The organism is Acidovorax sp. K2F, assembly GCF_025246485.1.
Lineage (GTDB): Bacteria > Pseudomonadota > Gammaproteobacteria > Burkholderiales > Burkholderiaceae_C > Acidovorax > Acidovorax delafieldii.
Genome location: NZ_JAOBSQ010000059.1, coordinates 93,511 through 119,890 on the forward strand (window position 1 = coordinate 93,511; position 26,380 = coordinate 119,890).

A 26,380-nucleotide genomic window follows, 5' to 3' on the forward strand; every position below is an offset into this window, starting at 1 on the left:
AATATGCCGCTGTAGCTATTGAATTCGTAGCGCACCTGCGCCCATGCGCAGGCCGCCATCGTCGCCCAGGCGGAACACCGACACCACGTGCACCAGGTCTTCGGCCTGGTTCTTGAGGCTGCTGGCGGCGGCGGCCATCTCTTCGACCAGTGCAGCGTTCTGCTGGGTCACCTGGTCCATCTGCGTCACGGCCTCGCCCACCTGGGCCACGCCCAGGGACTGTTCGTGGCTGGCGGCGCTGATCTCGCCCACGATGTCGGTCACGCGGCGGATGGCGCCCACCACCTCGCTCATCGTGGCGCCGGCGCGGTCCACCAGGGCGCTGCCCTGGGCCACGCGCTCCACACTGGCGCTGATGAGCGTCTTGATCTCGCGCGCGGCCTCGGCACTGCGCCCGGCCAGGCTGCGCACCTCGCTGGCCACCACCGCAAAGCCCCGGCCTTGCTCGCCCGCGCGGGCTGCCTCCACCGCGGCGTTCAGCGCCAGGATGTTGGTCTGGAACGCGATGGAGTCGATCACGCCGATGATGTCCGAGATCTTCTGCGACGAGGCGTTGATGCCGTGCATGGTGTCCACCACCTGCGCCACCACTTCACCGCCCTGCACGGCCACGGTGCTGGCATTGGCGGCCAGCTGGCTGGCCTGCTGGGCACTGTCGGCGTTCTGGCGCACGGTGGCGTTGAGCTGCTCCATGGACGCGGCGGTTTCTTCCAGCGCGCTGGCCTGGCTTTCGGTGCGGGCCGACAGGTCGGTGTTGCCCTGGGCAATCTGCACGCTGGCGGTGGCCACGCTTTCTGACCCGCTGCGCACGTTGCGCACCACCTGTGTGAGTTGTGTGCGCATCTGCTGCAACGCCTCCAGCAACTGACCCACCTCGTTGGTGCCATGGGCAATGGGTGCGCCGCTCAGGTCCCCCTGTGCCACGGCGCGTGACAGCGCCACGGCCTGCGACAGCGGCCCGGTCATGGAGCGCACGAACACCAGCGCCATCGCACTGGTGGCCGACAGCGTGATGACCAGGGCTAGCGCCACCCACAGCAGATTGCGCTGCAGCCCCGCCACGCGCGCCTGCAGCGCCTGGTCCAAGCTGGTCATGGACAGGTTGTTGAGCGCGTTCAACGCCTCGATGGTGCGGGTGAACGCGTCAAAGTAATCCTTGGACGGCAGCTGCAGCTCCGTGGCGTTGAGGATGTCGCGCTCCACCATCTGCAGCGACTGCTGGATCTGCCCTTGCACGGCCTGCACGCTGCTGCCCAGCGCGCGCTGCAGCTCGGCATTGCCCTGCAGGGCGCGGCCCAGCCCCCGGAAGGTGTCGCCCTGCAGTTCGGCCACGCGCTGCTGCAGCACCAACAGTTGGCCCTTGCCCTGGGGCGTGAGCTCGCGCTTGCCCAAGGCGCTGGCGCCCTGGGCGCGCAGCATGCCCAGCTTTTCCCCCAGCATGGGGGCTTGGGCCAGCGACGCCTGCACCAGCGCGTGGGTGTCGGCCTCGGGGTCGATCTGCAGGCCATAGGCATGCACCAGCGACTCATTGAGCTGCAGCAGCGTTGCGATGAGCTGGGTGTGCTGCGCGGTGCTTTGCGCCTGTTCGATGCTGCGCGCGGCCACGGCCTGCTCCAGGGTGCGCCAGGTCTGCTGCGCCTGGGTCCAGGCCGCCATCTGCGCGGCGGGCACCTTGGCGGCGGCAAAGCGGGCGCTCACGTCGTCCAGCGCGGTGTTGACCGCATCGCGCGCGGCGGGGCGGCGCGCGGCCAGCGACTCGTCGCCCCCCAGCATGCCCACCGACAGGCCCCGGTGCACCTGCATGCGCTGCACCAGCAGCGTGAGCGCCTGGGCGGGGGCCACGCCCTGCGCCTCCAGGCGCGCGTGGTCGATGGCGTGGAGGGAGTCGCGCACCACCAGATAGGTGGGCAAGGCGCTCATCAAGAGCCCGATGGTCCCCAGGATGAGGAATTTTTCGAGCAGGTTCAACCGGTGAAGCAATGACATGGCAATGGACGCAGGCCACACGGCGTGCGCTTTAGAGTAGGCCCCAGGGGCGGGTGTCGGCACCGCCGACTGGAGGGCGGCCTCTGTGAAACTGAGGACGATCGCATGGGGAAATCGTCCACCGGCACCGAGGGCCAAACGGAATGGTTCTCAATGTAGGGACGCGTTTGCAGTAGGGTTTTGACTCAGGTCAAGTGACGCAGCGCTTCGCCCACGCGGCCGCATCGCGAGCGCTGGGCTGCGTTCGGAGGCGGGTGGAGGCGGCGGCGGCCGGGGCGCTGGAGAATAATGAACACCTCCCCATCCTTTGGAGCCCTGGCATGCACTCAACCACCCTGCGCTTCCTGGCGTCCCAGACCACGCTGCCCCAGGCAGGCCGCATCCCCGGCGGCACGGTGCTGCGCTGGGTGGACGAAGCCGGGTTCGCCTGCGCCAGCGCCTGGGCCAAGGGCGCCTGCATCACCGAGTTTTTGGGCGGCGCCCACTTTGTGCGCGCCATCCGCCCGGGGGACCTGGTGGAGGTGCACGCGCGCCTCGCCTACACCACCGACAACAGCATGTGCCTGGCCGTGGAAGTGCGCAGCGGCGCCGTGCACGGCGCACCGCTGGAGGACGTGGTGCACTGCGTGGCCGTGTACACCGCCGTGGATGCCAGCGACCAGCCACGCACGGTGGACAAGTGGAGCCCCGAGACCCCCGGCGACATTGCGCTGGCCCAGCGCGTGAAGGCGCACATCGACGCAGCGCGCGCGGCGCAATGAGCGGCGCTGCACAGGCCGCACCCGCGACCAGCCCGCTGCGGGCGCGCGACCTGCTCGCGGCGCTGGTGGTGGTGATCCTCTGGGGCGTGAACTTTGTGGCGATGAAGTGGGGGCTGCGCAGCTTCAGCCCGTTCCAGCTGGGTGCCGCGCGCTACCTGTGCGCGGCCCTGCCGCTGGTGCTGCTGGTACGACCGCCGCGCATGCACTGGCGCTGGGTGCTGCTGTTCGGGTTGTTCCAGGGCGTGGGGCAGTTCGGCTTTTTGTTCATGGGGCTCAAGGTGGGCATGACGGCCGGGCTGGCCAGCGTGCTGCTGCAGACCCAGGTGTTCTTCACGGCGCTGCTGGGCTTTGCGCTGTTGCGCGAGCGGCCGGGGCTGCCGCTGCGCGTGGGCATGGGGCTGGCCGCGCTGGGGCTGGTGTGTTTTGCGATGAACTATGTGGGCCCGGGCTCCGGCGTGGGGGTGGCGACGGCCACCACACTGGCGGGCCTGCTGCTCACGCTGTGTGGCGCGGCCATGTGGGCGTCGTCCAACATCGTGGCGCGGCTGGCGCAGCAGCACAGCCCGGGGTTTGATCCGTTGGCCTTTGTGATCTGGAGCAGCCTGGTGCCGGTGCTGCCGTTCATGGCGCTGTCCGCCCTGTTCGACCCTGACGCCGCGCGCTGGCTGCAGTGGCAGACGCTGGCCAGCGTGCCGCTGCTGTCATGGGCCGCCGTGGCCTACCTGGGCTGGGCCGCCACCATCGTGGGCTACGCGCTGTGGACAAACCTGCTGCAGCGCTACCCCGCCAACCGCGTGGCGCCGTTCAGCCTGGCGGTGCCAGTGGTGGGCCTCACCGCAGGCTGGCTGCTGCTGGACGAGGGCGTGGCGCCCTGGCAGTGGGCGGGCATTGCGCTGGTGGTGGCGGCGCTGGCCTGTGTGGTGCTGGGGCCCAGGCTGCAAGCCAAAATGGCCGGTAGCGCTGGTTGAATATGCTGCAAAAGCTATCAATTGGATAGCATTCAGCCACCGCACCGGCTACAGCAACCTGCGCCGCGCAAAGCGCACCACGGTCACCCCGGCACGTGCCTGGCGCACCGAGGGCATGACCAGCACGCAGTCGTCGTACGGAGTGACCACCGGCACGCCGTCGTTGTCGCCAATCACCGTGCCCGCCTTCTCGAACACTTCCAGGCCCGTGTACGGCGCCACGAAGCGGAAGGCGCTGCTGGTGGCGACCACGGGGCCGGTCACCTCCAGCGCCCACTGGCGCGGTGCGTCGGGCAGGCGCCAGCCGGGCAGCTGCTGCGCCAGCGCGTCGGCGCTCAGGGCGCCGGACTGTTCGATGAAGCGCACACACTGGTCGTGCGCCACGGCGCGGCTGGCCGGGTCGCCATGGAAGCCACATTCGATGAGCAGCGAGCGGGTGCCGTTGTCGTCCAGGTCGCCAAACCGGCCGTAGTCACGCATGCGCACGCCGTCCTTGTGGCCGGCGTCCACCACGATGTGTTCGGGCGAGCGCATGGCACGCGCCAGCGCCAGGTTGCGCGGCTGGATGCCGGTGAGCAGCAGCGGCGCCGAGGGCTCGTGCATGGAATGGATGTCGAGCAGCCAGTCGGCCTGCGCCACCCACGGGCGCAGCGCGGCGGCGCGGCGGCGCTCGTTGGTGTCGGCCGCGTCGATGCGCTCGTCCAGCCACTGGCGGTTGAGGTCTTCGTCGGTGAAGCGCGAGGCGTCGTGGTTGCCGGGGTCAAACCGGTCGAAGGCGTCGAGGTTGCAGAAAGCAAGCGTGAGCGTGCCCTGCTGCGGGCGCACACCGGCGTCGAGCAGGCCTTTGAGCGCCCAGGCGCCGCACAGCTCGTTGCCATGCACCAGGGCGCTGATCATCACGTGGCGGCCGGGCCGGCCCGAGTCGAAGTGCCACACGCCTTCGGTGCCGGTGTTGCCGGCGCGCCAGGCGCTGATGTCGGGGGCGGGCAGCGCAAACACCAGGGGTTGCACGGACATGGGGGAGAGAGTGCTGCTGCTCATTCTTCGATCTTGGCGAATTCAACGATCTTCTTGTACTTGGCCACTTCGGTGGTCAGGAACTGGTCGATGTTCACGGTGGGCGAGGCCACGGTGGACCCGCTGGCTTCCATCTTCTTGCGGAAGTCCGGCGATTGCAGGCTGTCGGCCAGTGCCTTCTTGAGCTTGTCGGTCACCGGCTTGGGCAGGTTGGCAGGCGCCATGAGCGCAAACCACACGCTGATGTCCACGTTCTTGTACTGCGGCGACTCGGCCAGCGCGGGGATGTCGGGTGTGGTGGCAGAGCGCTTGGCCTCGGTGGTGCCCAGTGCAATCACCTTGCCGCTCTTGATGTGCGGCAGGCCGCTGGAGAGCACGAACACGCCGTACTCCAGGTTGTTGCCCATGAGGTCGCTGGTGAGCGGCGCCACGCCCCGGTAGGGAATGTGGGTCATGAACAGCTTGCCTTGCTCCTTCACGGCCTCGCCCGCCAGGTGCAGCGCCGTGCCCACGCCCGAGCTGCCGTAGCTGAACTTGCCGGGGTTCTTGGACACCTTCTGCGTGAACTCCGCCATGTTCTTGACGCCCGCGCCGGTGGAGGCCACCAGCACCAGCGGCTGGGAGGCAATGAGGCCGATGGCGGTGAAGTCCTTGATGTCGTACTTGACCTTCTTGGTCACGAGCTTGTTGATGGCGATCTCGTTGTTGGCGCCCACCAGCAGGGTGTAGCCGTCGGGTGCGGCGTTGGCCACCTTCTGCGCGCCGATCGCGCCACCGGCACCGCCCAGGTTCTCGATCACCACCGGCACGCCAAGCTTGTTGCCCAGCTCGGTGGCCACCGTGCGCGCGGTCAGGTCGGTGCTGCCGCCGGGCGGATAGCCCACCACGATGGTGATGGGCTTGCTGGGGTAGGCGTCTTGGGCGATGGCAGGGGCAGCGAGGACGGCCAGGCCGCACAGCAGTGCAGCACGGCGCAGGGGGTGGACGGTGGTCATGGTGGAACTCCTTGGCAAAGGCGTGGGGCTGAATGGGGCGGGTGAGGTATGGATTGGATTGTGAAAAACCAGCCCCTGGCTGTTGGTGCCAAAACGGCACCAGGTCGTGCTGATTCACGATGCCTGCCACGGGGAAACCCGCAGGTCTCTCACCGTGGACGCGCGCTCATCAGCGCTGCGCCAGGGCCTTCCACAGCGCCTCGGCCAGCGGCCCCAGGCGGCGCTTGGGGCGGTACAGGCGCACGTCAAAACGCACCTCCATGCGGGCGTCACCCGCCAGCGCGAGGCGCTGGGCCTTGCAGTCGGCAAACACCATGGACCAGGGCAGCCACGCAACGCCCAGGCCTTTTTGCACGTATTCGTAGTGGGCGTCGGCCGAGTCGCACTCCACCACGCGCTGCAGCCGGGGCGCATGGGGGTTGTGCGCCAGGTGGTCTTCCACCAGCCGCCCCAGGGCCAGCTGGGGCGCGTAGGCCAGGTAGGGCACCAGCGTGGCGTCGGGCCCGAACCGGTGCAACGCCTGCCCCTGCGCCGTGGCGCGCGAGACGGGCACCAGCCGGTCGGAGGCCACCGTCAGGTGCGTGAACTGCCGCGCATCGAGACGGATGGCCAGGGCCGGGTGGTGGTACACGAGCGAGAAGTCCGCCTCGTTGCGCTCCAGCATGCCCACGGTGTCGGCCAGCGCCCGGGTGCGAATGCACAGCTCGCCGCCCTGCAAAATGGGCTGCAGGCGCACCAGCCAGTCGGCCACCACGGTGCGCGCCAAGGTGCGGCCCGTGGCCAGGGTCACGGTGCGGGCCTGCCGCCCGGCCAGGCTTTGGAGCTCTTCATGCGACTGGGTGAGGCTGCGGGCCAGGTGGCCGGCGGTCTCCAGAAAACTCTGCCCGGCGGGCGTGAGGGTGACCGGGCCACCGCTGCCGCGCTCTACCAGCGGCGTGCCAGCCCAGGCCTCCAGCGCGCGGATGCGCCGGCCAAACGCGGGGTGGGTCACATGCCGCAACTCCGCCGCGCGGGTGAAGCTGCGCTCCTGCGCCAGCACGATGAAGTCTTCCAGCCATTTCAACTGCATCATCGGCTCCTGGAGGGGCGGCTGTCAGGCGGGTGGCAATTTATAGCGCGAGGGTCACGCCAGCACCGTCAGGGGGCTGCGCACGACCGTCGGGGGTGATGGGGAACTCAGCCCCGGGCAACTTCCAGCACGCCCCGGGTGCGCGTGGCTTCTGCACGCGCCGCCGCAGCAAAGTCCTCGCCTTTGGACGCGTAAAGAATGGCCCGCGACGAGTTCACGATGATCGGCCCGTAGTTGCGCAGCCCGGCGCGCACGGTCGCGGCAGCGTCACCGCCCTGGGCGCCCACACCAGGGATCAGCAGGGGCAGCGTGGGCGCGATGGCGCGCACGCGCTCGATCTCCTGCGGGTAGGTGGCGCCCACCACCAGGCCGAGCTGGCCGTTCTTGTTCCAGGGGCCTTGCGCCAGACGCGCCACATGCTCGTACATGAGCGGCTGGCCCTCGACGCTGGCCAGGCGCTGGGTCTGCAGGTCGTCGCCGCCGGGGTTGGACGTGCGGCAGAGCAAAAACGCGCCCTTGCCGTGGTAGGCCAGATAGGGCTCGATGGAATCGAAGCCCATGAAGGGCGACAGCGTGACGGCATCGGCACCGTAGCGCTCGAAGGCCTCCTTGGCGTACTGCTCGGCCGTGGAGCCGATGTCGCCGCGCTTGGCGTCCAGGATCACCGGCACCTGCGGTGCGTTGGCTCGCATGTGCTGCATCAGGCGTTCGAGCTGGTCCTCGGCACCATGCGCGGCAAAGTAGGCGATCTGCGGCTTGAAGGCACACACCAGGTCGGCGGTGGCGTCCACGATGGCCGCGCAAAAGTCATAGATCTTGCGGGGGTCGCCCTGCATCGCGGCGGGAAACCGCGTGGGTTCAGGGTCCAGGCCCACGCACAGCAGGGAGTTGTTCTGTGCCGTGGCGTCGCGCAGCATGTCGGTGAAGTTCATGGGGCGTGATTTTAGGTGGGTGGGCACGGGATGCCCCCGCCGGGGACCGTGATCGTCGAGGAGAGGCTCTGCGAAGCGGAGGTTTCGGGCACCCCGGGGTGTGCCACCGGGCAACAAAAAAGGCCGTCGAGACGGCCTTTTTTCGGTAGCACAGGGAGCAACAAGTCCCTGGTGAGAACGAACGATCAGCGGGGCACAGCCAGCAGGCGTTGCACGTCGCGGTCGTTGGGCAGCGCGTAGTCGTAGCCACGCACGATGCGGCTGTCTTCGGTGCGCACCAGCTTCAGGCTCACGTAGGTGTAGTTGGCGGCCGCCGAGTAGGTACCCACCAGCACCAGCGAGGCATTGTGGTTGCGGGCAATGTCCTTGATCTCACGCGACAGCAGCAGCTCGCCCTGGCCTTCGCGCACGAACACGTCACCGCGCAGCTTGATTTCCTTCACGTTGAAGCCGCTGGCAGCCATGCTGGTGGCGTACTGCTCGGACAACGTGCGGCCCAGCGGGGCGGCGCGGCTGAGGTCGTTGACATTGACCACGGTGGCCACGAGCACAGGCCCGCCGCCCAGCGAGTTCATGTCGAAACCGGTGGTCAGCTTGGTCACCGCGTCGCGGCTGCTCTGGATGAACTGGCTGCTGGCGGCTTCCTGGTAGGTGGGCTCGACGCGCACCGGCGCAGCGTTGTTGGCGCAACCGGCCAGCACCACGCCGGCCAGCACCGTCAGAAGAAGTGCGGGGGTTTTCATTGCGAGACAACCTTCATGTTGACGTTCTTGTACGAGGGGCGCGTGAACAATGGGGTGTCAGCGTTTTCCAGGTAGTACACGTCGGTCTTGCGGGCCAGGTACTGGCCGCCGCGCGTGACGGTGGTGGTCAGAATCAGCTCGGTGTTGGTCGGGCCACCGGAGTTGATGCTGTTGGCATAGTCGGCGGCGATCGACAGACCCAGGCCTGCGGCCAGCTGGGCGTCGATGTGCTCATGGCGCAGGCCGTAGGCGGCAAACAGGCCTGCAGCCAGCATGGTGAACTGACCAGGGATGAAATGCGGGCGGTCGCTGTTGTGGCGCACGACCTGGATACCGTAGGAGACTTCCAGGGCCTGGCCCAGGTTCTGCTGCACCACGGCGCCGTTCTGGACCAGTTTGGTGATCAGGAACTCGCGGAAGGCAGTTTCAAACTGCGTGGCATTGGCGGGCAATGACACATGCAGGGGGGTGTTGGGGGCCACGCCGGCCTTGTCCAGGGTGCCCAGCGTCTGATTGACCACATCGCGCGAGACCAAGTCCCAATGTCCGGCGGAGCGAACCTTGGGCTGCGAGGTGTACTCGAAATTTTCCGCGACGGGAATAGGCGCCCTCTGTGCGCACCCCACCAAAGTTGCCACAGCGCCAGCCAGCACGGCCAAGCTGATTGCCTTTGAAAACGACATGATTCCCTCCTACGGACTGAATTTGCGAGGATCCGAACAGATGCGACCCGCACGATTGAAAAATAATTCTGGGCGGTATCCTCAACAAAAACAAGAAAAAATTACGCTAACTACGCTCCGGCGTACACAGTTCGTTGTTTTTGGTCACAGTTGTGTGCCGATGCAAGGCGTGTAAGCAGGCAGGGCCACCTTTGCGATGGCCCGCCTTGCATTTGCTTACACGGAAGCGGCTGCGCGCTGCTCCAGGATGTCGAAAGCGGGCAGCTTTTTGCCTTCCAGCACTTCCAGGAAAGCGCCGCCACCGGTGGAGATGTAACCCACCTGTTTGTCGATGCCGTACTTGGCAATGGCGGCCAGCGTGTCGCCACCGCCCGCGATGCTGAAGGCCGAGGATTCGGCAATCGCCTTGGCGAGTTGCTTGGTACCGTTCTCAAAAGCGGCAAACTCGAACACGCCCACGGGGCCATTCCAGACGATGGTGCCAGCAGACTTGAGCTGGGCCGCGAGGCGGGCAGCCGTCTCGGGGCCAATGTCCAGGATCATGTCGTCGGACGCCACGTCCGTGGCGGCCTTCACCGTCGCGGGGGCATCCGCAGCAAAGGTCTTGGCCACGACCACGTCGGTGGGAATCGGCACCTCGGCGCCACGCGCCTTCATGGCAGCCATCACGGACTTGGCGGCGTCCAGCAGATCGGGCTCAGCCAGGCTCTTGCCGATGGGCAGGCCGGCCGCCAGCATGAAGGTATTGGCAATGCCGCCGCCCACGATGAGCTGGTCCACCTTGTCGGCCAGGCTTTGCAGGATGGTGAGCTTGGTGGACACCTTGGAGCCCGCCACGATGGCTGCCAGCGGGCGCTGGGGATGCGCCAGGGCCTTGGTCAGGGCATCAATCTCGGCCGACAGCAGCGGGCCGGCGCAGGCAATGGGGGCGTACTGCGCGATGCCGTAGGTGGTGCCTTCGGCGCGGTGGGCGGTGCCAAACGCGTCGTTCACGAAGATGTCGCACAGCGCGGCCATCTTGCGTGCCAGCTCCTCTTTGTTTTTCTTCTCGCCCACGTTCAGGCGGCAATTTTCCAGAAGCACGATCTGGCCGGGGGCCACTTGCACACCGTCCACCCAGTTGGCGACCAGCGGCACATCACGGCCCAGCAGTTCGGCCATGCGCTGGGCCACGGGGGCCAGGGAGTCCTCGGGTTTGAATTCGCCTTCAGTCGGGCGGCCCAGGTGGCTGGTGACCATGACAGCGGCACCGGCGTCCAGCGCCATGCGGATCGCGGGAATGGAGGCACGGATACGGGTGTCTTCAGTGATGTTGCCGGCATCGTCTTGCGGCACGTTCAGGTCGGCGCGGATGAAGACGCGCTGGTTGCGGGCCTTGCCCTGGGCGCACAGATCGGAAAAGCGAAGGATGTTCATGGAGGGAGGTTTCCTGGAGGGGCCGGTGGATCAGGGGCGCCATTTTAGGCGGCCCTGCTGACGCGGCCGGCCGCCGCCAGCACCTACCAGCCCCAGCCGATGTGCAGTGGCAAATACACCGCCATGCCCACCAGAATGGTGCCCAGAATGCCCCGGCGCCAGAAGTAATACCCGCTGGCGAACAGCACGGCCGGCAGGCGTGCGTCCATGAAGGTGTCGATCAGCTCGCCCTGCACCATGAGGATCTCGGGTGCAATGACGGCGGTGAGCGCGGCCAGCGGGGCATATTTGAGGCCCCGCTTGAGCCAGTCGGGCAGGGGCAGCTCACGCTCCGGGATCATGAAGAAGGAGCGCGACACCACCGTGATCACCGCCAGGCCCACCGTGGCCAGCAAGGGATATATCCAGGACCAGCTCATGGGTGGCGTTCCTCGCGCAGCGGCACCACATCGCCCGCCTCGACATGCTCACGCTCCTCGGGCGGCATGACACTGTCAGCGGGCACCAGCAGCAACTCGGGTTGGCGACGGCGGCGGTCCACGGCCTCCATCAGCAGTCCCGCGGCCACGGCGGCCGCCAGCGCCACCAGGATGTTGAGCTTGAGCGGCAAGGCAAACGCAGCAATCGCTGCAGTGGCCGCAACACCCGTAGCGAGCCAGGTGGCCCGGTCGAACAGCAGGGACAGCAGCACGCCCAGCAAGGCCAGCACCCCCGCAAAACCCAGCCCCCAGGACAAGGGCACCGCGTTGGCCAGCAGGATGCCGGCGATGGACGGCACCTGCCAAGCCAGCCAGTTGGTGGAGGCCGCGCCCCAGAAATACGGCACCTGCTCTGGGGCCGGCCGGGGTTCCGGAAAGCGCTTCATGAACGCCACATAGATCACGTCCCCGCTGAAATACCCCACGGCCAGGCGCTGGCGAAGCGGCAGGTGCGCAAAGTAGCTGCGCCACATGCTGCTGAAAATCACAAACCGCAGGTTGACGCAGGCGGCCGTGAGCCACACCACCCACAGCGGCGCGCCCACGGACAGCAGCGGAATGACGGCGAGCTGGGCGCTGCCGGCATACACCAGCAGCGACATGAACACGGCCATGCCGACCGACATGCCACTTTTGACCATGGCCACCCCGGTGACCAGCCCCCAGGCTGCAATGCCCAGCGAGGTACCGGCCATGTCGATGGCGGCCATTCGGAAGGAGGGGTGGCGCAGTGTCCGGCCCAGCACAGCAGAGACGCTCATCCAGGGTTTGCGCCCAGCACCATGCCCGGCTGCAGGTCAAAGCCGCGCAAGAAATCAGCCGCCGCCAGCCGCTTGCCACCCGCCCGCTGCAACGTGGTCAGGCGCAAGTCCGTGCCGCTACCGCATGCGACAGTCACTCCGGTGCCATCTGCAGCCAAAATCTGCCCGGGGCGCTGGTCGGATACACCCTGAATGCTATCAATTTCATAGCTCCAGATTTTGATCGTCTCGCCCTTGCACTCAGTACTCGCCCCGGGGAAAGGATCGAACGCGCGAATGCGCTGGCCAATGACTGCGGCAGGCAGTGTCCAGTCGATCGTGCTCTCGGCCTTTTCGATCTTGTGGGCGTAGGTGATGCCGTCTGCCGGTTGCGGCACAGCAGTGAGGCCACCGCAGGCGGCCAGCTCCAGCGCCTCGACGATCATGCGACCGCCCAGCGCGGCCAGGCGGTCGTGCAGGGTGGCCGTGGTGTCGCTCGGGGCGATGGGCAGGCGCTCGGTCAGCAGCATGTCGCCCGTGTCCAGCCCTGCATCCATCTGCATGATGGTGACGCCGGTTTCGGCATCGCCCGCCTCGATGGCGCGGTGGATGGGGGCGGCGCCGCGCCAGCGCGGCAGCAGGCTCGCGTGGATGTTCAGGCAGCCCAGGCGCGGTAGATCCAGGGTCCACTGCGGCAGGATCAGCCCGTAGGCGGCCACGACCATCACATCGGCCTGGGCTGCGAGCAGGGCTTCGCGCGCTGCAGCGGCATCCTCGGGGTATTTGCCATCCAGGCGCAGGCTGCGGGGCTGTGCGACAGCAATGCCGTGCTCCAGTGCGCATTGCTTCACAGGCGAAGCCTGCAGCTTCATGCCACGGCCAGCGGGGCGATCCGGTTGCGTCAGGACCAGTGGAACGGTGAAGCCTGCAGACAACAGCCGCTCGAGGGCCACACGGGCGAATTCGGGGGTACCAGCAAAAATGACTCTCATGAAAGCAGATAGCGGCTCAGGTGGGCGCGGGACTCAGTGGCCCAGCGGGACCACCCATCCAGTCAATCGCGCGCGTTGTCAAAATTCGGCAGTTCGTCGGTGAACAACACCTGGCGCACCACCCCTTGGCGATCCAGGTGCACATGGGCCTGTCGCAGGTCCGAGTTCTGCCGGAAGCGGTAGGTCCAAACATCACCATCAAAGCGCGCCACCTGCTCGACACGCAAGGGCATTCCGAAGGTGTTTTGCAGGTCGGCACGGGTCCAGGTGCCCACGGGCAGGTTCTCGAATCGCTGCTGCGTGAGCACCTGCTCGTTGCGCACCAGCCGGCCACTGGCATCAAAGTCGAGGTTGTAGACGGCAAACCCGGCGGGTAATTCCGAGTAGAGCAGCCGCTCGCCAGCGGGCAGCGCTATCGTGGCGGTTGGCGGGCCCAGGCGAGCGATCACTTCGGCCCGCAACGCGCCTGGCCGTTCACGGGCCGGCAGCACACAGCCCGCCAACTGGCAAGCCAGCGCCACCAGCGCCAGCACTCTGACGCCCCAGCGGACGCAGAGCGCTGCGCGCATCACCCGCGCGCCTCCCGCTGCTGCTTGACCATCTTGGTCTTGATGCGGTTGCGCTTGAGGGGAGAGAGGTATTCCACAAACACCTTGCCCATCAGGTGGTCCATCTCGTGCTGGATGCAAACCGCCAGCAGTCCGTCGGCCTCGATGACGCGGGACTGGCCCTGAGCGTCCAGCGCGCGCACATGCACCGCGTCAAAACGCTCCACGCCGTCATATATGCCTGGCACCGACAGGCAGCCTTCTTCGTTCAGGTGCTTTTCGGCGCTGGTCCAGACCAGCTCGGGGTTGATCAGCACCAGGGGCCGGTCGCGCTCCTCCGACACGTCGATGACCACCAGCCGCTCATGCACATCCACCTGGGTGGCCGCCAGGCCAATGCCGTGCGCGTCGTACATCGTGGCCAGCATGTCGGCCACCAGCGTGCGAATGCGGTCGTCCACCGCCTGGACGGGGCGGGCGACCTTGTGAAGCCGGGGGTCCGGGTAACAGAGAATGGGAAGGATTGCCATGGCTGCAGGTAAGAGATGTCGCTATTTTCGCCACTTTTGCGGCCTACTGCCGCCTTGCGAGCCAATAATCGTTGCCGAATCAAGGGCTTGAGCAGAGAATCTAAGAAGCTTTGTAACGTATTTGCTCGGCCGCACGCCTGCTTTGTGCGCCGAGGTGCCAGTGAGGGGGCGTTTCCCAATGCATGAGAAAAGGAACAACATGACGGCATTCACCAGCGTGCGGCGGACCGCCCTGGGCGCGCTCACCATCATTGCTGGCGCCCTGCTGGTCATGCCGGCCCAGGCGCAGAATTACCCCATCTCCAGCGGCCAGCGCGCCACAGCGCAGCAGGTGTCCGAGCGGGGTGTACCGCTGGAGGAGCTGGCGCCCAACGCCCCAGACACCTACACCGTCAAGCGGGGCGACACGCTCTGGGGCATTTCGGGCATGTACCTCAAGCGCCCCTGGCGCTGGCCGGAGCTCTGGGGCATGAACCTCAAAACCATCCCCAACCCGCACCTGATCTTCCCGGGCCAGACGCTGTACCTTATCAAGGAAGGCGGCTATGCCCGACTGAGCACCAGCCGCTCCAGCGAACCCGAGACCGTGCGCATCTCGCCCCGCACCCGCAGCGATAGTTTGGCTGACTCCGCTTTGCCCACACTCAAGCAGCACCTCATCGAGCCCTTCCTGGTCGAGCCGCTCGTGGTGGACGAGCAAGTGCTGCTGAGCGCCCCACGCGTGATCGCGACGACGGAAGAGCGCGTGCTGATGGCGGCGGGCGACCGTGTCTATGTGCGTGGGGACGCCGCGTCGCCCATGCTGGCAGAAGCGGGCGAACCCCGTTACTACCGTGTTTTCCGCAATGCCGTGGCGCTCAAGGACCCCGTGACGGCCGAAGTGCTGGGATACGAAGCCCAGTACCTGGGCAAAGCGGAACTGGTGCGTGGTGAGTCGTTCGAAGAAATTCCGAACGGCAAGGGTGGATACACGGCGGAATACATCCCCGCCACCGTGGATCTGTCGGCCACCAAAGAAGAGGTCCGCGCTGGTGACCGCCTGCTGCCTGCGCCAGCGCGTCCGTTCCTGAGCTACACCCCCCGAGCCCCCGAGATGGAAGTGGATGCCCGCGTGGTGTCCATTTATGGCAGTTCGGCCGTGGCCTATGCAGCCCAAAATCAGGTGGTAGCCATCAATATGGGTTCGCAGGACGGACTGGAGCCTGGCCATGTGCTCAGCCTGCTCACCAAGGGCGACCGCATCAAGGACATGACCGACAGCAACAGGGCGATGGTCAAGCTGCCCAGTGAAATCAACGGCACTGCCATGGTGTTCCGCACCTTCGAGCGCGTGTCCTATGTGCTGCTGCTGGAAATCCGCAACGGTGTGCGCGTCGGCGACCGCTTGGTCAACCCCAAGTAACGCAGAGGGCCGGTAGTACGTATCGCCGCGCGGGGTTCCTGCGCTGCGGTAGTCACGTTGCCGCGCCGTACTGGTATCCATGGACCACGACGAACTCGGCGCCTGGCTGCGGCTGACCTTGACGCCAAGCATTGGCAACGGGGCCGCGCGGCGCCTGCTGGCACGCTTTGGCTTGCCGCAATCCATCTTTCAGCAGACCGAAGCCGCCCTGCAACTCTGTGTGCCCGCCGCGCAGGCCAAGGCGTTGCGCGAGATTCCGCAGGGGTGGGAAGCCCTGTGGCAGACCACCGCCCAATGGCTTGCCAGTGCTGTGCCACAAGGCCCCGCGCGCGCCATCGTGAGCCTGGGCGACCTGCGCTATCCGCAGGCCTTGCTGGACACGGAAGACCCACCGCTGCTGCTCTACCTCATGGGCCCGGCATCACTGCTGGAGCACCAGCCTTTTCCCAGTGATCGGTGTCTCGCTGTGGTCGGGAGCCGCAATCCCACCGCTCAGGGCGCAGAGAACGCTCGCCTGTTTGCCCGGGCGCTGCACAGCGCAGGCTTGACCATCGTGTCGGGGCTTGCGCTGGGGGTAGACGCTGCCGCCCATGAAGGCGCGCTGGACTTGGCGACGCCCCCTTGCGCGAGGGCCGCCACCATCGCCGTGGTAGGCACCGGGCTCGACCGCGTGTATCCGCGCAAGAACCTGGACCTGGCCCATCGCATTGCCATACACGGACTGATCGTCAGCGAGTACCCCCTGGGTACTCCACCGCTGCCCGGCAACTTTCCCAAACGCAACCGCATCATTTCGGGCCTCTCGCAGGGCACGCTGGTGGTGGAAGCCGCACTGGCATCGGGCTCGCTGATCACAGCCCGCATGGCGGCCGAGCAGGGACGTGAAGTATTTGCCATTCCAGGTTCCATTCATGCACCGCAGTCACGCGGCTGCCATGCGCTGATCCGTCAAGGCGCCAAGCTGGTGGAGTCTGCCCAGGATGTACTGGAAGAACTCAAGATCCCCGCCACCACCATGTCCGGCCTGCCCCACGAAGGCGCGAACGCCGCTGGAGTCGCTGTATCGGACGGCACCGAAGACCCCGTGCTCGCCGCCTTGGGCTACGACCCCATGGGGCTGGATGCTCTGGTGGCCCGCACGGGCATGGGCGCATCCGCCTTGCAGGTGGCCCTGCTGGAACTGGAACTCGACGGCAGCATCGCGCGGCTGCCGGGGGGGTTGTTTCAACGGGTCGGCAGGGGCTAGCTGATCGCTCCGTGATCGCCCGGGGCCAGAGTGGCGCAAGGGATGCCAGCACGCATCCCGGATAAGCGCCTGTTGACGATCTCACGGGAGATCTCACACAGGCACTGAGCAACGCCTGCGGGGGCTCAGTCCAGCAATCGTTCCGGGTTGGCGTCCAGCTTGGCCAGGGCATCGCGCGTGGCGCGCAGCGTGAGCCCTTCCTCGTCCTGGGCCACCAGCAAGCCAGCCTGCAGGTACGCCGCCAGGCGGCGCAACTGGATCAGGTAACTGCTGCCATCCACCGCAGCAAACAGGTGCAACTGCTTGCGCTGGCTTTGCCAGGCGTACTGCACCTGGGCCGATGCGCCGTTGTGGTCCAGTGTGTACCAGGTGCCTGGCTGCAGATCCTGCGCCCAGGCCACCATGGCATCGTCCACCGGAGCACCGTTGTCAGCAATCACGTGGATGGACGAGGCGTCGATGCCCAGCATCATCTCGATGTTGTCCGCATTGAGCGGCATGTCACCCAGCGTGGCGTCACTGATGAAGTCTTCGAGGTTGGCCAGGCGTTTGGCCATGGCATCGATGTGCGCCTGGGGAATAGACGCCGTCTTGGACAAAAAGGCGTCGGCCAGGGTGTCTGTCAACACTTTGACCTGCGCATCCTGCGCCGCGCCGTTCACGCCCAGCAGGGTCAGCCCTTGGCGCAGGCGTTGCAGCAGCGCGGGCAGGTTCTGGATGACCTGGGCCCGGTCGCTGCGATTGGGTTTGGCGCTGGCGGCCCAGACGAGATCTGCTGCCGTGCGCTTGAAGGTCACGGTGTCGGCATGTTGAGGGCCATCCCGCACGGCCGACAGCGCCAGCACCTCGGCCCAGGTCTTGAACAGGAACTCGCGGATCTCGTCGCGCACCGGCATGTCGCGCAACATGGTGCGCAGCTCGATGGTGTACTGGATCGCCAGCGTTTCCCGTTGCTCGACCTGCTGGGCGACGCTCACCAGGCGCGAAGTGACCTGCTTTTCGGTCAGGAACTTGGCCAGGAATTTCTCGAACTCGTCATAAACGAGCTGAAAGACGCGGCGTCCGGTCTCTGGGTACTGCTCAATCACCTGCACCACACGGCGAATCTCGGCTTCCAACGCGCTGCCATTGATGCTGGTCGCGTCAAAACCGAGTACGCAGGCACCCATGCGGTCGATCAGCTTGCGGGCGGGATGGTCGAGATTGCTGAAAAATTCGGGCTCAGCCAAGGCCACACGCAGTACCGGCACCTGCAGCCGGGCAAACCACACCCGCACGGCGGGCGGTATCCGATCCTCTGCGAGGATGCTCTGGAACATCAATGCCACCACCTCGATGATGGCCTTCTCGCCCGAGGTGGTCGCTTTCTTCTTGAGTTCGGTGGAGCGCTCCCGCACGGCGCCCACCAACTGGACCACGGCTGCAGGGCTGTAGTCCTCCATCAGCGTGGCCACGCCGCTGTAGTAGGTGTCCGCATGCACGCGGTGCGCCGTGAGTGCATGGGCCAGCGCGGCCGAAGCGGGGGGCGCATTCACCATGTCAAAGCCGGTGGCGGGCTGCGTGAGCAGCCGCCGCAACTGCCCCATCACACCCTGCGCACGCTGGCGTGCCCGGGCGAGCGGCGTCATGCCCGTGGCAAAGGCCGTGGGCATTCCGTGTTGTGGCCGGGGGTAGCCGCCATGTCCGGGGGGCGGCATCTGTGTGCCCGGTGGCCCCATCGGCCGAGCCCCAGCGGGCATACCGGGAGGCTGCTGCACTCCTCCGCGCGCGGCCATCATGGCCTGGCGGGTCTGCGCCAGGGCCTGCGAAGCCAGGCCCCCGGAACCCGAATCGCCCCCGCCACTGCCCGTGGCGGTGCCCCCCTGCGTGCGGCGCACCTTGGATTTGAGATCGACCTGCGGCGTGATGCCCTGCTCTACGTAGAACACGTTGACCGCCTGGTAGTGCTTCTGAAGCAGGTTGGCCAGCTCGCGCTGCAGGGGGTCCACCACGGTTTGCAGGTCCGTGCGGGGTAGACCTGCCTCCACCCATTGTTCCACCAGCAACAGGCATACCGTGTCGGGTCGCAGGATGTCGCTACTGTCCAGCTCCTGCCCCTCCAGCGACTGGGTGCGCTGGCGCAAGGTGTCGAACTGATGGCTGACCTGCTCGTTCACCGTCAACGCCATGCGCGAGGCGAGGATCTTGTTCTCGACCACATCGTCACTGAGCAGCTCGAACTGACTGAGCCCACCACCACCAGCCGCCAGCTGGCCACGTGTAGAGCTGACGTGGGGAGCCAGCGCCTCTTGCCAGGCCTTGCCGGCGCGCTCCGTCCATGCGGAATGTTTTTGCTGGTACTGCAGCCACGCATCCCGGCGCGACTGCATCTCGCGGGCTGTGCCCGTCTGGTTCATCAACGCGGTGAGGAAGTCCTGGACGGTCTTGTCAAGGTCCACCAACCCTCCACAGATCCCCTCTACAAACCGCTGGCGCGCCTGGCGGGCCAGGCGGCGTTGCGGAACAGAAGGGGGCGTGGTGTGCATGAACAGATATTAGCGGGTCAGACGGTAGCTCCGGCATGGGGATCGTTGGGATCCCCCTCCTTTTTGGCGGGCTTGACGAGGTCCTCGCGCTTGACGCCCAGCCACATGGCAATAGCCGCCGCCACGAACACCGAGGAGTAGATACCGAACAGGATACCGATGGTCAGCGCCAATGCAAAGTAGTGCAAGCTCGGGCCGCCAAAGAAGAACATCGACAGCACCATCGCCTCGGTGGAGGCGTGGGTGATGATGGTTCGACTCATCGTGCTGGTGATGGCGTGGTCGATCACCTCGTGCGTGGTCATCTTGCGGTACTTGCGGAAGGCCTCGCGGATCCGGTCGAAGATCACGACCGATTCGTTCACCGAGTAACCCAACACGGCGAGCACGCCAGCGAGCACCGACAGCGAGAACTCCCACTGGAAGAACGCAAAGAAGCCCAGGATGATCACCACGTCGTGCAGGTTGGCAATGATTGCAGCGACGCCGAATTTCCACTCAAAGCGGAAGGCCAGGTAGATCACGATGCCCACGACCACCATGGCCAGCGCCATCAGGCCGCCGTGCACGAGTTCCTCGCCCACCTGCGGACCTACAAATTCGGTGCGACGCAAGGTCACTGCGGGGTCTGCAGCCTTCAAGGCGCCCAGCACCTGCTCGCTCTGCTGTGCGGACGTCACGCCCTTTTGCACGGGCAGGCGAATCATCACGTCACGCGAGGTGCCGAAATTCTGCACCTGCACGTCGGGGTAGCCCAGTGCGGCCACGGTGTCGCGGACCTTGGCCAGTTCGGCGGGCTGGCTGTAGGCCACTTCCATCACGGTGCCGCCCGTGAACTCCACCGACAGGTGCAGCCCACGCGTAAGCAGGAAGAACACCGCCAGAGCGAAAGTGATGAAGGAGATCGCGTTGAAGACCAACGCGTGCTTCATGAAAGGGATGTCTTTGCGGATACGGAAGAATTCCATGGTCTTCCTCCTTTAGTTCGTCTTGGCCACAGCACTATCGGACTCAGGCTTCCACACCTGACCGATGGCCACGCTCTTGAGCTTCTTCTTGCGGCCGTACCACAGGTTCACCAGGCCACGCGAGAAGAACACGGCCGAGAACATGCTGGTCAGGATGCCGATGCAGTGCACCACAGCAAAGCCACGCACCGGGCCGGAGCCAAACGCCAGCAGCGCCAAGCCCGCGATCAAGGTGGTGACGTTCGAGTCCAGGATGGTGGCCCAGGCACGCTCATACCCCGCGTGGATGGCCGCCTGGGGCGACACACCCTCGCGCAGCTCTTCGCGGATGCGCTCGTTGATCAGCACGTTGGAGTCAATCGCCACCCCCAGCGCCAGCGCCATGGCAGCAATGCCGGGCAGCGTGAGCGTGGCCTGCAGCATGGACAAAATGGCCAGCAGCAGCAGCACGTTCACCGCCAGCGAGACGGTGGAGAAAATGCCGAACAGTGCGTAGTAGATGCACATGAACACCGCAATGGCCACCATGCCCCACACCACGCTGTGGATACCGCGCTCGATGTTGTCGGCGCCCAGGCTGGGGCCGATGGTGTATTCCTCGATGATTTCCATGGGCGCGGCCAGCGAGCCAGCGCGCAGCAGCAGGGCGGTGTCGTTGGCCTCGGCCGTGGTCATGCGGCCCGAGATCTGCACGCGGCCGCCACCGATTTCGGAACGGATGACAGGGGCCGTGACGACCTCGCCCTTGCCCTTTTCAAACAGCACGATGGCCATGCGCTTGCCCACGTTCTCGCGCGTGATGTCCTTGAAGATGCGGGAGCCCTTGGCGTCCAGCGTGAGGTTGACAGTGGGTTCCTGTGTCTGGCCGTCAAAGCCAGGCTGCGCATCGGTCAGGTTTTCGCCGGTCAGGATGACCTGCTTCTTGACGATGACGGGCTGGCCGTTGCGTTCCAGGTAGCGCTCGGAGCCGAACGGCACGGGGCCGCGGCCTGTCTCTGCCGAACGGGCTTCGGTGCCCTCGTCCACCATGCGCACTTCCAGCGTGGCAGTGCGGCCCAGGATGTCCTTGGCTTTGGCGGTGTCCTGCACGCCGGGCAGCTGCACCACGATGCGGTCCAGACCCTGCTGCTGGATCACGGGCTCGGCCACGCCCAGCTCGTTGATCCGGTTGTGCAGCGTGACCATGTTCTGCTTGAGCGCCTGCTCCTGCACGCGGCGTGTGGCTTCGGGCTTGATCGAAGCGCGCAGCTTGAACTCAGTGCCTTCTGGCGTGGTGGTGACCTGGAGATCGGCGAACTGGTCGGCGATCAGGTTGCGCGCGGCCGTGGCCGTGGCTTCATCGCGCACCTTGATGTCGATGGACTGGCCGTCGCGGCTGATGCCGCCATGGCGGATGTTCTTGTCGCGCAGTGCCGTGCGGATGTCACCCGCATAGGACTCGGACTTCTTGGTCAGCGCCGCCTGCATGTCTACCTGCAGCATGAAGTGCACGCCACCGCGCAGGTCCAGCCCCAGGTACATCGGATTGGCGTGCAGGGCTTTGAGCCACAGCGGCGAACGCGACACGAGGTTGAGGGCCACGATGTAGGAAGGGTCGTTGGCGTCAGGCACCAGCGCCTTCTGGATGGCGTCCTTGGCCTTGAGCTGGGTGTCGGGCGTGTCGAAACGCGCGCGCACCGAGTTGCCCTCCAGCGCCACAAAATCAGGTGTCACACCGGCGGCCTTGAGGGCTTCTTCCACCCGCTGCTGCACGGCGGTATCCACCTTGATGGTGGCCTTAGCCGACGACACCTGCACTGCAGGCGCCTCGCCAAAGAAATTGGGCAGGGTGTACAAGGCCCCCACCAGCAGCACGATCACCAGGATCGCGTACTTCCAGACCGGATAACGGTTCATGATCGCGCTCTCACCTCAGTTGTGCAGGCGCCCTACGCGCCAGCGCCCCCTGACACCGCGCCCGGACGGGCCGGGGCGCGCAGCGCCTCAGGGGGATGTTCATGGATTACTTGACGGAGCCCTTGGGCAGCACCTGCACCACAGCGCTGCGCTGCATTTGCACTTCCACGCCACTGGCGATCTCGATGTGCAGAAACCCTTCGGACAGGCGCGTCACCTTGCCCACGATGCCACCGGCGGTAGCCACTTCATCGCCCTTGGCGATGGCGTCGATCATGGCGCGGTGTTCTTTCTGGCGCTTCATCTGGGGGCGGATCATGACGAAGTACAGCACCACAAACATGAGCACCAGGGGCAGCATGCCGGTCAGAGAGGACATGATGTCACCGCCGCCAGCGGCTGCGGCAGGTGCGGTTTGGGCGAAAGCGGAAGAAATAAACACGGACTGGACTCCACAACGGATGGTCAAAATTCACACAACCCGCCCACACCACGCGCCAAAGCGCCTGCGGGGGCAGAACAGGGCATTGTATGCGGCGCCTTGAGCGCCGCCCAAGGGGGAAGACCCAAGCGCGCAGCGGGTGTTTGCCACCTGCGGGCCCCACAAGGGCCTGCCAGCGGAAATACAGGCCAAAAACGGGTGATGCGCTAGGGATTCATGCCTCGATAGCTACACTATTAATAGCAAAAGCCCGCACAGAGGCGGGCTTTTGTGGGAGACACTGACGGCAGAAGGACCTATCAGGCGACCTGACGCTGGACCGGGGCGCCCGTGCGCCACTGGGCCATCAGGCCGTCCCACTTGGGACGCGCCGCCTTCAGGTGCCGTTCCTTCACGTGGCCGTAACCACGGATCTCTTCGGGAATGCGGGCAATTTCCACCGCCAAGGCCAGGTTGTCAGCGTTCAGGCGGGCCAGCAGCTCGTCGACGCAGGCGCGGTATTCGACGATCAGTGCACGCTCCATGCGGCGCTCCTCGGTCTTGCCGAAGATGTCCAGTGCCGTGCCGCGCAGGCCTTTCATCTTGGCCAGCACGCCGAAGGCGCTGCGCATCCAAGGGCCAAACGGCTGCTTCACCAGCTCACCCTTGTCGTTCTTCTTGGCGGTCAGGGGCGGTGCCAGGTGGTGCACCAGCTTGTAATCGCCTTCGAACATGTTCGCGATCTTGTCCGTGAAGGCCTTGTCGGTGTGCAGGCGCGCCACTTCGTACTCGTCCTTGTAGGCCATTAGCTTGAACAGGTAGCGGGCCACCGCCTCAGACAGGCGGGTGCCGCTGCCCAGTTTTGCTTCCGCCGCCTTCACTTTCTCGACGAAGGCCTGGTACTCGGAAGCGTAAGCGGCGTTCTGATAACCCGTCAGGAACTCCACGCGCTTGGCCACCATCTCGGCCAGCGACGGCTTCTTGACGAACTGGATCACTTGCGCGGCCTGGAACAGCGCCTGCACCGCCGCCAGGTCGTGCGCGCAGCGGCGGCCCCATTCAAACGCTGCCTTGTTGTTGTCCACCTGCACGCCGTTCAATTCCATGGCGCGCATCAGCGATGCGTAGGTGAGTGGCACGCGGCCCTTTTGCCAGGCGTAGCCCAGCATCAGCGGGTTGGTGTAGATGCTGTCGCCCAGCAGCTGGGTGGCCACTTGCTCGGCGTCAAAGCTGCCCACACCTGCCGCGCCCACGGCGGTGGCAATGGCGGCGTCGCAGTTGCCACCCGGGAACTGCCAATCCGGGTTGTTCACAAACGCCGCCGTGGGCGTACTGTGGGTGTTGAGCGCCACAAAGGTGCGGCCGGGCTGCATGACAGCCAGGGTGTACTTGTGCGCGGCCACGATGGAGTCGCAACCGATCACCAGGTCGGCCTTGGCGGTATCAACCTTGGTGGTGTAGATGGCGTCGGGGCGATTGGCGATCTGGATGTGGCTCCAGGTAGCTCCGCCCTTTTGCGCTAGGCCGCCGGCGTCCTGCGTGATCACGCCCTTGCCGTCCAGATGCGCGGCCATGCCCAGCAGCGAGCCGATGGTGATCACGCCCGTGCCGCCCACGCCACCCACTACGATGCCCCAGGCCGTTTCGGCCACGGGCAGCACAGGCTCAGGAATGGAGGGCAGCGCCGACAGGTCGCCCTTCTTCTCCTTCTTGGGCTTCTTGAGCTGGCCACCTTCCACCGTCACAAAGCTCGGGCAGAAGCCGTTGACGCAGGAGTAGTCCTTGTTGCAGGTGCTCTGATTGATGCGGCGCTTGCGGCCGAACTCGGTCTCCACGGGCTCCACGCTCAGGCAGTTCGACTTCGTCGAGCAGTCGCCGCAGCCCTCGCACACCAGGTCGTTGATGACCACGGTCTTGTCAGGGGTGGCCAGCTTGCCGCGCTTGCGACGGCGGCGCTTTTCGGTGGCGCAGGTCTGGTCGTAAATGATGGCCGTGCAGCCCTTGATCTCGCGGAACTGGCGCTGGATGGTGTCCAGCTCGTCGCGGTGGTGCACCGTCACGCCATCGGCCAGGGCCACACCGTCGTATTTGTGCGGCTCGTCCGTCACGATCACGAGCTTGGCCACACCTTCGGCCTTGAGGCTGTTCATGATCTGCAGCACCGAGTGGCCCTCGGGCCGCTCGCCCACCTGCTGGCCGCCGGTCATGGCCACGGCATCGTTGTAGAGCACCTTGTAGGTGATGTTCACACCCGCCGCAATGCTTTGGCGAATGGCCAGCAGTCCGCTGTGGAAGTAGGTGCCGTCGCCCAGGTTGGCAAAGATGTGCGCGTCCGTGGTGAAGGGCTGCTGGCCCACCCAGGTCACGCCCTCGCCGCCCATTTGCGTGAAGGTGCTGGTGCGGCGGTCGGGCATCCAGTTGACCATGTAGTGGCAGCCAATGCCGGCGACGGCGCGGGAGCCTTCGGGCACGCGGGTGCTGGTGTTGTGCGGGCAGCCGCTGCAGAACCACGGAGCGCGTTCGCCCGTGTCCACCTTCAGCTCCGTCATGGCGCGTTCGCTGGCCTCGATGATGGCAAGGCGTGCCTCCATGCGGGCCACGATGTCAGAGGGCACCCCCAGCTTCTTGAGGCGCTTGGCAATTGCCTTGGCGATGATGGCGGGCGTGAGGTCGGCCTTGGCGCGCAGCAGCCAGTTCTGGCTGGGGTTGGGCATACTCCATTCGCCGCCGGTGGCGTCGCCCTCGGGCTCGTCGAACTTGCCCAGCACGTTGGGACGCACATCGGGGCGCCAGTTGTACAGCTCCTCCTTGAGCTGGTATTCGATGACCTGGCGCTTTTCTTCCACCACCAGAATCTCTTGCAGGCCCTGGGCAAAGTCACGCGTGATGGTGGCTTCGAGCGGCCACACCACGTTGACCTTGTGTACGCGGATGCCGAGCTGGCGGCAAGTATCGTCGTCGAGCCCCAGGTCCACCAGTGCCTGGCGCGTGTCGTTGTAGGCCTTGCCGCTGGCGATGATGCCGAAGCGGTCTTGTTTGCCTTCGATGACGTTGTAGTTGAGCTTGTTGGCGCGGATGTACGCCAGGGCCGCGTACCACTTGTAATCCATGAGGCGCGCCTCCTGCTCCAACGGCGCATCAGGCCAGCGGATGTGCAGGCCGCCGGGCGGCATCACGAAGTCCTCGGGCATCACGATCTTCACTCGGTCCGGGTCGACGTTGATGCTGCTGGACGACTCCACCACCTCCTGGATGGTCTTCATGCCCGACCACACACCCGAGAAGCGGCTCATTGCAAAGGCGTGCAGGCCCATGTCCAGAATCTCTTGCACGCTGCTCGGGAAGAACACCGGCGTGCCGCAGGCCTTGAAGATGTGGTCGCTCTGGTGCGCGGCCGTGCTGCTCTTGCTGATGTGGTCGTCGCCCGCAATCGCGATCACGCCGCCGTGCTTGGCGGTGCCCGCCATGTTGGCGTGCTTGAACACGTCCGAGCAGCGGTCCACGCCCGGGCCCTTGCCATACCAGATGCCGAAGACGCCATCGAACTTTTTGCTTTGCGGGTATAGGTCCAGCTGCTGCGTGCCCCACACGGCCGTGGCGCCCAGTTCTTCGTTCACACCGGGCTGAAAGACGATGTTGTTGGCCGCCAGGTGCTTCTTGGCGGCCCACAGCGCCTGGTCGTACGTGCCCAGGGGCGAGCCCCGGTAGCCACTGATGAAGCCCGCCGTATTGAGCCCCGCCGCCGCATCGCGCTGGCGCTGCAGCATGGGCAGGCGCACGAGGGCCTGCACGCCGCTCATGAAGGCGCGGCCCTCGCCCAAGGTGTATTTGTCATCCAGAGTGACCGTCTCTAGCGCTTTGCGGATGGACTCGGGCAGGGGGGCGTTCATGGCTATGTCTCCAATGGCTTTTGTGGGTCCGCGCCTTGTGGGCACGCTGGGGCAGCACCATGCGGCCCGTTTAGGGCCACGGCACTAATGTGCAGGTAAGTGTATGTCTGCGCCGCTGATATGTCTTTGCGTTCTGTGCCGTGTTTAGGCTATTCTGAGAAAGGATCTTTCTC

22 protein-coding genes are annotated in these 26,380 nt (G+C 65.9%); 4 read left to right on the forward strand and 18 right to left on the reverse strand.

All coding sequences use genetic code 11. The features are described from left to right. Positions 1–15: 15 nt before the first annotated feature. Complete coding sequence (locus N4G42_RS23235) at positions 16–1,986, reverse strand: methyl-accepting chemotaxis protein (protein ID WP_260668879.1); 1,971 nt, start codon at positions 1,984–1,986, stop codon at positions 16–18. 320 nt (positions 1,987–2,306) lie between these two features. On the opposite strand from N4G42_RS23235, the gene N4G42_RS23240 reads away from it, so the two are divergent. Both N4G42_RS23240 and N4G42_RS23245 read left to right on the forward strand, forming a co-directional pair. Continuing rightward, positions 2,307–2,747 carry an acyl-CoA thioesterase gene (locus tag N4G42_RS23240; protein ID WP_260668880.1) on the forward strand — a complete coding sequence of 147 codons (441 nt, stop codon included), beginning with the start codon at positions 2,307–2,309 and terminating at the stop codon, positions 2,745–2,747. Next, positions 2,744–3,715 carry an EamA family transporter gene (locus N4G42_RS23245; RefSeq protein ID WP_260668881.1) on the forward strand — a complete coding sequence of 324 codons (972 nt, stop codon included), beginning with the start codon at positions 2,744–2,746 and terminating at the stop codon, positions 3,713–3,715. Before N4G42_RS23240 ends, N4G42_RS23245 begins: the two co-directional genes overlap by 4 nt. A 48-nt stretch (positions 3,716–3,763) precedes the next feature. Here N4G42_RS23245 and N4G42_RS23250 read toward each other — a convergent pair whose 3' ends face one another. The 12 genes from N4G42_RS23250 to def all read right to left on the reverse strand — a co-directional run bounded on the left by N4G42_RS23250 (position 3,764) and on the right by def (position 13,859). After that, the gene (locus tag N4G42_RS23250; RefSeq protein ID WP_260668882.1) at positions 3,764–4,732 is read right to left on the reverse strand and encodes a succinylglutamate desuccinylase/aspartoacylase family protein; all 969 of its coding nucleotides are present in this window, start codon (positions 4,730–4,732) and stop codon (positions 3,764–3,766) included. A gap of 20 nt (positions 4,733–4,752) precedes the next feature. Next, positions 4,753–5,727 carry a tripartite tricarboxylate transporter substrate binding protein gene (locus tag N4G42_RS23255; RefSeq protein WP_260668883.1) on the reverse strand — a complete coding sequence of 325 codons (975 nt, stop codon included), beginning with the start codon at positions 5,725–5,727 and terminating at the stop codon, positions 4,753–4,755. Between the two features lie 169 nt (positions 5,728–5,896). Beyond that, complete coding sequence (locus N4G42_RS23260; protein ID WP_056067892.1) at positions 5,897–6,796, reverse strand: LysR family transcriptional regulator; 900 nt, start codon at positions 6,794–6,796, stop codon at positions 5,897–5,899. A gap of 107 nt (positions 6,797–6,903) precedes the next feature. Next, positions 6,904–7,728 (reverse strand): orotidine-5'-phosphate decarboxylase, encoded by an 825-nt coding sequence (gene pyrF, locus N4G42_RS23265; protein WP_260668884.1) that lies wholly within the window; start codon positions 7,726–7,728, stop codon positions 6,904–6,906. Between the two features lie 185 nt (positions 7,729–7,913). Further along, entirely contained in the window at positions 7,914–8,471 is a 558-nt protein-coding gene (locus N4G42_RS23270) for a FlgO family outer membrane protein (protein ID WP_056742900.1), read from the reverse strand. Then, a complete protein-coding gene (locus N4G42_RS23275) occupies positions 8,468–9,154 on the reverse strand; it encodes a hypothetical protein (RefSeq protein WP_060985874.1) in 687 nt (228 codons plus the stop codon). The genes N4G42_RS23270 and N4G42_RS23275 overlap by 4 nt, the downstream gene beginning before the upstream one ends. A gap of 216 nt (positions 9,155–9,370) precedes the next feature. Next, positions 9,371–10,570 carry a phosphoglycerate kinase gene (locus N4G42_RS23280; protein ID WP_260668885.1) on the reverse strand — a complete coding sequence of 400 codons (1,200 nt, stop codon included), beginning with the start codon at positions 10,568–10,570 and terminating at the stop codon, positions 9,371–9,373. Between the two features lie 83 nt (positions 10,571–10,653). After that, the gene (locus N4G42_RS23285) at positions 10,654–10,989 is read right to left on the reverse strand and encodes an AzlD domain-containing protein (protein ID WP_260668886.1); all 336 of its coding nucleotides are present in this window, start codon (positions 10,987–10,989) and stop codon (positions 10,654–10,656) included. Next, positions 10,986–11,810 (reverse strand): AzlC family ABC transporter permease, encoded by an 825-nt coding sequence (locus N4G42_RS23290; protein ID WP_260668887.1) that lies wholly within the window; start codon positions 11,808–11,810, stop codon positions 10,986–10,988. Before N4G42_RS23290 ends, N4G42_RS23285 begins: the two co-directional genes overlap by 4 nt. Next, positions 11,807–12,781: a methionyl-tRNA formyltransferase gene (gene fmt / locus N4G42_RS23295; protein WP_260668888.1), complete on the reverse strand. Its 975-nt coding sequence runs from the start codon at positions 12,779–12,781 to the stop codon at positions 11,807–11,809. The genes N4G42_RS23290 and fmt overlap by 4 nt, the downstream gene beginning before the upstream one ends. Positions 12,782–12,843: 62 nt before the next feature. Further along, positions 12,844–13,350, reverse strand: a complete 507-nt coding sequence (locus N4G42_RS23300; RefSeq protein ID WP_260668889.1) for a hypothetical protein — start codon at positions 13,348–13,350, stop codon at positions 12,844–12,846. Further along, entirely contained in the window at positions 13,350–13,859 is a 510-nt protein-coding gene (gene def, locus N4G42_RS23305; protein ID WP_260668890.1) for a peptide deformylase, read from the reverse strand. Before def ends, N4G42_RS23300 begins: the two co-directional genes overlap by 1 nt. A 199-nt stretch (positions 13,860–14,058) precedes the next feature. Here def and N4G42_RS23310 point away from each other — a divergent pair, with 199 nt between their 5' ends. Both N4G42_RS23310 and dprA read left to right on the forward strand, forming a co-directional pair. Next, positions 14,059–15,261, forward strand: a complete 1,203-nt coding sequence (locus N4G42_RS23310) for a LysM peptidoglycan-binding domain-containing protein (protein WP_156379587.1) — start codon at positions 14,059–14,061, stop codon at positions 15,259–15,261. Positions 15,262–15,340: 79 nt separating this feature from the next. After that, complete coding sequence (gene dprA, locus N4G42_RS23315) at positions 15,341–16,507, forward strand: DNA-processing protein DprA (RefSeq protein WP_260668891.1); 1,167 nt, start codon at positions 15,341–15,343, stop codon at positions 16,505–16,507. A 125-nt stretch (positions 16,508–16,632) separates the two neighbouring features. Here dprA and N4G42_RS23320 read toward each other — a convergent pair whose 3' ends face one another. The 5 genes from N4G42_RS23320 to N4G42_RS23340 all read right to left on the reverse strand — a co-directional run bounded on the left by N4G42_RS23320 (position 16,633) and on the right by N4G42_RS23340 (position 26,207). After that, positions 16,633–19,032: a DUF1631 domain-containing protein gene (locus N4G42_RS23320; RefSeq protein ID WP_260668892.1), complete on the reverse strand. Its 2,400-nt coding sequence runs from the start codon at positions 19,030–19,032 to the stop codon at positions 16,633–16,635. A gap of 17 nt (positions 19,033–19,049) precedes the next feature. Then, positions 19,050–20,000 carry a protein translocase subunit SecF gene (secF, locus tag N4G42_RS23325; RefSeq protein WP_056742880.1) on the reverse strand — a complete coding sequence of 317 codons (951 nt, stop codon included), beginning with the start codon at positions 19,998–20,000 and terminating at the stop codon, positions 19,050–19,052. A 12-nt stretch (positions 20,001–20,012) separates the two neighbouring features. Beyond that, positions 20,013–21,896: a protein translocase subunit SecD gene (gene secD / locus N4G42_RS23330; protein WP_260668893.1), complete on the reverse strand. Its 1,884-nt coding sequence runs from the start codon at positions 21,894–21,896 to the stop codon at positions 20,013–20,015. Positions 21,897–22,002: 106 nt separating this feature from the next. Beyond that, entirely contained in the window at positions 22,003–22,338 is a 336-nt protein-coding gene (gene yajC / locus N4G42_RS23335) for a preprotein translocase subunit YajC (RefSeq protein WP_015016243.1), read from the reverse strand. Between the two features lie 299 nt (positions 22,339–22,637). Next, the gene (locus N4G42_RS23340) at positions 22,638–26,207 is read right to left on the reverse strand and encodes an indolepyruvate ferredoxin oxidoreductase family protein (RefSeq protein ID WP_260668894.1); all 3,570 of its coding nucleotides are present in this window, start codon (positions 26,205–26,207) and stop codon (positions 22,638–22,640) included. Positions 26,208–26,380 lie beyond the last annotated feature (173 nt).

Coding starts and splice junctions, on each gene's coding strand:
- N4G42_RS23240 (WP_260668880.1), top strand. CDS start 2,307: ATGCACTCAACCACCCTGCGCTTCCTGGCGTCCCAGACCACGCTGCCC.
- N4G42_RS23310 (WP_156379587.1), top strand. CDS start 14,059: ATGACGGCATTCACCAGCGTGCGGCGGACCGCCCTGGGCGCGCTCACC.
- N4G42_RS23245 (WP_260668881.1), top strand. CDS start 2,744: ATGAGCGGCGCTGCACAGGCCGCACCCGCGACCAGCCCGCTGCGGGCG.
- pyrF (WP_260668884.1), bottom strand. CDS start 7,728: ATGAACTTCACCGACATGCTGCGCGACGCCACGGCACAGAACAACTCC.
- N4G42_RS23290 (WP_260668887.1), bottom strand. CDS start 11,810: ATGAGCGTCTCTGCTGTGCTGGGCCGGACACTGCGCCACCCCTCCTTC.
- N4G42_RS23235 (WP_260668879.1), bottom strand. CDS start 1,986: ATGTCATTGCTTCACCGGTTGAACCTGCTCGAAAAATTCCTCATCCTG.
- def (WP_260668890.1), bottom strand. CDS start 13,859: ATGGCAATCCTTCCCATTCTCTGTTACCCGGACCCCCGGCTTCACAAG.
- dprA (WP_260668891.1), top strand. CDS start 15,341: ATGGACCACGACGAACTCGGCGCCTGGCTGCGGCTGACCTTGACGCCA.
- N4G42_RS23255 (WP_260668883.1), bottom strand. CDS start 5,727: ATGACCACCGTCCACCCCCTGCGCCGTGCTGCACTGCTGTGCGGCCTG.
- N4G42_RS23280 (WP_260668885.1), bottom strand. CDS start 10,570: ATGAACATCCTTCGCTTTTCCGATCTGTGCGCCCAGGGCAAGGCCCGC.
- N4G42_RS23300 (WP_260668889.1), bottom strand. CDS start 13,350: ATGCGCGCAGCGCTCTGCGTCCGCTGGGGCGTCAGAGTGCTGGCGCTG.
- N4G42_RS23340 (WP_260668894.1), bottom strand. CDS start 26,207: ATGAACGCCCCCCTGCCCGAGTCCATCCGCAAAGCGCTAGAGACGGTC.
- fmt (WP_260668888.1), bottom strand. CDS start 12,781: ATGAGAGTCATTTTTGCTGGTACCCCCGAATTCGCCCGTGTGGCCCTC.
- secF (WP_056742880.1), bottom strand. CDS start 20,000: ATGGAATTCTTCCGTATCCGCAAAGACATCCCTTTCATGAAGCACGCG.
- secD (WP_260668893.1), bottom strand. CDS start 21,896: ATGAACCGTTATCCGGTCTGGAAGTACGCGATCCTGGTGATCGTGCTG.
- N4G42_RS23270 (WP_056742900.1), bottom strand. CDS start 8,471: ATGAAAACCCCCGCACTTCTTCTGACGGTGCTGGCCGGCGTGGTGCTG.
- N4G42_RS23285 (WP_260668886.1), bottom strand. CDS start 10,989: ATGAGCTGGTCCTGGATATATCCCTTGCTGGCCACGGTGGGCCTGGCG.
- N4G42_RS23320 (WP_260668892.1), bottom strand. CDS start 19,032: ATGCACACCACGCCCCCTTCTGTTCCGCAACGCCGCCTGGCCCGCCAG.
- N4G42_RS23260 (WP_056067892.1), bottom strand. CDS start 6,796: ATGCAGTTGAAATGGCTGGAAGACTTCATCGTGCTGGCGCAGGAGCGC.
- N4G42_RS23250 (WP_260668882.1), bottom strand. CDS start 4,732: ATGTCCGTGCAACCCCTGGTGTTTGCGCTGCCCGCCCCCGACATCAGC.
- N4G42_RS23275 (WP_060985874.1), bottom strand. CDS start 9,154: ATGTCGTTTTCAAAGGCAATCAGCTTGGCCGTGCTGGCTGGCGCTGTG.